The sequence below is a fragment of the Petrotoga halophila DSM 16923 genome (genome assembly GCF_002924615.1).
Genome location: NZ_JALY01000274.1, coordinates 1 through 4,223, shown reverse-complemented (window position 1 = coordinate 4,223; position 4,223 = coordinate 1). Strand labels below are relative to the sequence as shown.

At 34.3% G+C, this 4,223-nt stretch carries 6 protein-coding genes; all 6 read right to left on the bottom strand.

Annotated features, from left to right (window positions below; translation table 11 throughout):
* Positions 1–414: 414 nt before the first annotated feature.
* The gene (locus AA81_RS12900) at positions 415–720 is read right to left on the bottom strand and encodes a hypothetical protein (RefSeq protein WP_103899266.1); all 306 of its coding nucleotides are present in this window, start codon (positions 718–720) and stop codon (positions 415–417) included.
* Between the two features lie 2 nt (positions 721–722).
* Positions 723–1,418 (bottom strand): sigma-70 family RNA polymerase sigma factor, encoded by a 696-nt coding sequence (locus tag AA81_RS12895; RefSeq protein ID WP_103899265.1) that lies wholly within the window; start codon positions 1,416–1,418, stop codon positions 723–725.
* Positions 1,419–1,430: 12 nt separating this feature from the next.
* Positions 1,431–1,928: a chemoreceptor glutamine deamidase/glutamate methylesterase CheD gene (gene cheD / locus AA81_RS12890; RefSeq protein WP_103899264.1), complete on the bottom strand. Its 498-nt coding sequence runs from the start codon at positions 1,926–1,928 to the stop codon at positions 1,431–1,433.
* Positions 1,921–2,553 carry a CheY-P phosphatase CheC gene (cheC, locus tag AA81_RS12885; RefSeq protein WP_103899263.1) on the bottom strand — a complete coding sequence of 211 codons (633 nt, stop codon included), beginning with the start codon at positions 2,551–2,553 and terminating at the stop codon, positions 1,921–1,923. The genes cheD and cheC overlap by 8 nt, the downstream gene beginning before the upstream one ends.
* Before the next feature lie 42 nt (positions 2,554–2,595).
* A complete protein-coding gene (locus tag AA81_RS12880; protein ID WP_103899262.1) occupies positions 2,596–3,294 on the bottom strand; it encodes a flagellar brake protein in 699 nt (232 codons plus the stop codon).
* A gap of 191 nt (positions 3,295–3,485) precedes the next feature.
* The coding region (locus tag AA81_RS12875; protein WP_103899261.1) for a MinD/ParA family ATP-binding protein at positions 3,486–4,223 on the bottom strand (738 nt) is incomplete at its 5' end.

Genomic DNA, 4,223 nt, shown 5'->3' with positions numbered 1-4,223 from the left:
TTTTAGATTTGATCCATAAATTATTTTTTGGATTTTGGAAGGTTTTATTGGTTCAGTGTATTTAAAAGAAACGGGTATTCCATTTTCGTTGAGAATCAATAATCCACCTGAAAATAGTTCATCTTCTGATTTATATATTGTAAAATAACCTAACATATATTTCTCCTTCCATACCTGGATGTTAAGGGGAGAAACGTTAAGGGGGTTCCCCTTAAAAACCCCAGATCAAGGTCAAAATCATTTAAATACATTGTTTGCACACTGCAGCAAACAGACCTTCGCCCCGCAGCCCACCCATATGGAAAGGCCCTGCGGCCCTTAGACCGCCAGGTAGGAGTACTTCGCCCTGCTTCCCAACTATAAGGAAGGGAGGTAATAGGATTTTAACTCACTCCCACCCATAAGGATAGATACTTATAATCTTAAATCTAAAAGTTTACCTCTGTATTCATCCACTACATGCTTCTTTACGGTATCTTTTTTTTCATTACTTATATTCCTCTGAGAGGAAACCCCAGTGGATGACTTATTATCAACATTTTTCTTTTCAACTTGGTCTTTACTTTTTATCCTTTTTTGTAGGTTTTGAGAATATTCACTCGCTTGTTTAACAAGCAACATATTTTTGGCTGCATCGTAAGAATGAGATATTGCCTGAACATTGTTGGCTACATCTATAGATTTAGTTACCAATATTTGTAACTCATGAAGTGAAGCCATATTTATTCACTTCCTTGAAGACTCTTTTTTAATTTTACCAATATAACTGAATGCAATTGAGAAACTCGCGATTCACTTATTTCTAAAACACTTCCTATTTCTTTAAATGTCAACCCTTCGTTGTAATAAAGGGAGAGTATCAATTTTTCTCTTTCTTCCAATTTATCAATGCTTTCTTTTAATTTGTCATGTAAGATATCTTTATAAGCCAGTATTTCAGGGTCGTTTTCTTCTTGTGTATCTTCAAGCCAGTTATCTTCTTCATTGTTTAAAAAGTATTCATCCAACTGAAGAATTTGCCTTTTACTCAAGGAGAACTTTATCTTGTCAACATCATGCTTTTCAATATGAAGTTTTTCTGCCACTGAATTATCGTCTATGTACTCATTATCTTTACATTCATAAATCAAGTCTTCGTACTTTTTTACTAAACTTCTTATCTCTTTTGGAAGCCAATCTATCCTCCTTAGATAATCATACATAGAACCTTTTATCCTTTTTAGAGCATAGGTGTAAAAAGAAGTACCTTTCTCCGGGTTGTATCTTTTATATGATTGAAGTAATCCTATAATCCCTTCCTGAATCAAATCCTCTACGTCTATATTTTTAGGTAAAGTGGTTTTTAAATTCAAAGCTATAATCTTTATCTTAGGCAAAAATTCCATTACCAATTGTTCTTCATTAATTTTGTATTTCATTCATGAGCCACCTTAAATTACAGTGATTTCTACCTTTTCTCCTCCGCCAACCTTCTTAACCTTTAGATCCCCATTTGCAATGTTAAATTCAACACTCCTAGCTCTGTTCCCTCCTGTATCTTCAGCGATTATTTTTATGCTGTTTTCTTTTAAAATTTTTTTGATTGCCTCGACATTCTTGGCTCCGACATTCAAAGAATTATTTGAATTTTTGAACATCGCTGCTCCCCCTGCTATCTTAGCTTCCAGATATTTAACGTTTCCACCTAAATCAACAATTCCATCTATTATCGCTTTTATACCAGTATCTGCGTATTTACCAATTTTTTCATCCTTTTTGCTGCTTCTGCTTTCTGGAAGCATGATGTGGACTAGCCCTCCAATGAGGTTTTTCTTATCCCGCAGACAAACAGCCACACAAGAACCTAATCCTAATGTGACCAAAATAGCTGGATTTTTATCTACTATGTATTCTCCAATTCCTATTATTTTTTTCTTGCTCTCAGTCATTATTTGTCCCCATTCCTAAGGTTTTTAATAATTTTATTATATTTTGTTCGTCTGATAAATATATTAAGAAGCCTTTTACGTTTCCTTCATAATCTTCAATATTTATATCTGTTCTAATTAGAATTACAAAATCGCTACCTTCAGTAACCATAAGAGAAGATTCAGAAACTATGGCTGTCAACATATCCACAGTAATTTTTGGGGGCAAGGAATGTATGTTCAAACCTGTGAAATTTGAAAGCGCAGATATGTAAGAGCTACACATAATATTTCCAACTTCTCCAATGGCTGAAGATGTCATTTCATCAATTTGGGTTAAGTCTTCAGGTCGGGGGAGCATTAGCAATTCTAAGATTTTTTTCGTTTCTTGGGTTCCAAGCAGAAATAAAATTGCCCCGTGGAGTTCTCCACCAATTTCTACCATAGACCCCGCCGTTATGTCTTCAGGATCACTAAACTCTTTCCATAATTCTGAAATAGGTATGATTTCAGTGGAAGGAACCGTGATATCAATTTTCTTGTTCAACATCGTTGAAATAGCTGTCGCTGCATTCCCCGCACCTATGTTTCCTAATTCCTTCAATGCATCCAATTTTTGTTCGTTGATCTCATCATAGATTGACATTAAACTTCCCCCTTTTTAATCGAAAACCGTCAAAGATTACATTCAAATCTTTTTAGATGTCTCTCGTTCTAATTTGAAAACGAATCTTACCAGCTCTTCTTCTTTTTCTCTGGTTAAGTTTAAAAACTTAATTCCATAAATGTATTCTCCACTTGTAGTTTTTCCAATAAACCTAACAACCTCTGATTCCATGTCTTCGAGTCTGATCTCATTTTTTAAAGCTAAATCTATTATTACCTTTTGCCCAATATCCAACCTTTTGGAGGTAACGATAGCTAACCCCCCTGCACTGAAATCTTTTGTTATAAATCTGTATTTGGTGGGTTGAACGTTCTCCTGGTTTTTGCTGCTTTCTTGTTCTTCTTTGAGATAAAAGGTACCCTCTTCAGAAACTGGGATTCTGGCATGTTGCCTTCTTTGCACTCTAACAATTGTTTCAGGAATATTTATTAAAAGGTACCTGATATTCCCTTCTTTTCCACTGCTGTAAACTTTGCTTTTGAATAAATAAACAGCCCTTGAAGAGTATGCCCTTACTTTTAGATTTGTACCTCGAAAAATTTTCAGATAAGCTCCTTTAAAAATAGGCATTCCAATTTTGGCTAGATTACTATTGAAGTCATATTCGTAAAGGATGCTTTTATAAATTCCTTGAATTCCTTTTTCTTGAATCTCTAAATCCAAGGGCATATTAGTGTATAAAACATTCTTTGAGCTTACTTTTTCTACAAAATCAGACATCTTAAACCCCTTTTCTATCTATTCTATAGCGCCCTTTCACCCTGCAGCCCACCCTTCTAAGGAAGGGATCTGCGGTCCCCATAGACAGAGGGGGGAGGGCTACGCCCTGTGACCCTTTAAAAACCTAAATCTAATTTCTGAAAATCTGTTTATTTCTAAAACTTTGTGTCAACGGCCTTTCACCCCGAATATTAATGGTCTTTTCCAAACATCTCTTTCAATCTCTGCGTAAAATTAAGATGGGAAGAGGTTTTGATATTGAGTATTTTGGAAGTTATCTTTTTGATATCTTTCGAAAATTTACTGTTTTCTTTCAATGAAATTAAAGGTATCTGCCTCTTAACACTCATATGAACGTTTTCATCGTAAGAAATTTCATGAAAGTTATTTATTTCTCTGTTTAAAAACTTTTTTGCTGTTCGACTTAAGACGGATTTAACCATCTCAACTTCGTTTTTATTTTTTATCATGTTAAGAATTATCTCTATTTCACCATTTACATTCAAAACAGATAAAGCTTTCAACAAGGTGTAAGCGTTAACTACCGCTGTCGGTTCTGGGAGGGTTATTAAAAATATCGTATCCGAATTTAAATAAAAATTATTGAGTTTTTCAGAATAACCTGCACCTACATCTATTATAAAAAAATCGATGTCTTTCAACAAACTTAAAAATTCATCCATTATCGAATCATTAAAATTATTTTGAAAGATCTTCCAATCTGTAAAATCAAAACCACTACTTATTATCTTAACACCATATTCGGTATCTTGAACACACTCATTAAAGGTAACATTACCCCTCATGTATTCGCTCAACGCGATTTTCACAGTGTTTCCCATCAAAATAGAAGCGTTTGCAAAACCAGCATCCGAATCAAATAAAAGTATTCTTTTACCATGTGCAGCCAAATCAGCGGCTATATTCAC

Bases quoted from the DNA above. Each gene is read 5' to 3' on its own strand.
- cheD (WP_103899264.1), bottom strand. From the start codon at position 1,928: ATGACTGAGAGCAAGAAAAAAATAATAGGAATTGGAGAATACATAGTA.
- AA81_RS12895 (WP_103899265.1), bottom strand. From the start codon at position 1,418: ATGAAATACAAAATTAATGAAGAACAATTGGTAATGGAATTTTTGCCT.
- AA81_RS12880 (WP_103899262.1), bottom strand. From the start codon at position 3,294: ATGTCTGATTTTGTAGAAAAAGTAAGCTCAAAGAATGTTTTATACACT.
- AA81_RS12900 (WP_103899266.1), bottom strand. From the start codon at position 720: ATGGCTTCACTTCATGAGTTACAAATATTGGTAACTAAATCTATAGAT.
- cheC (WP_103899263.1), bottom strand. From the start codon at position 2,553: ATGTCAATCTATGATGAGATCAACGAACAAAAATTGGATGCATTGAAG.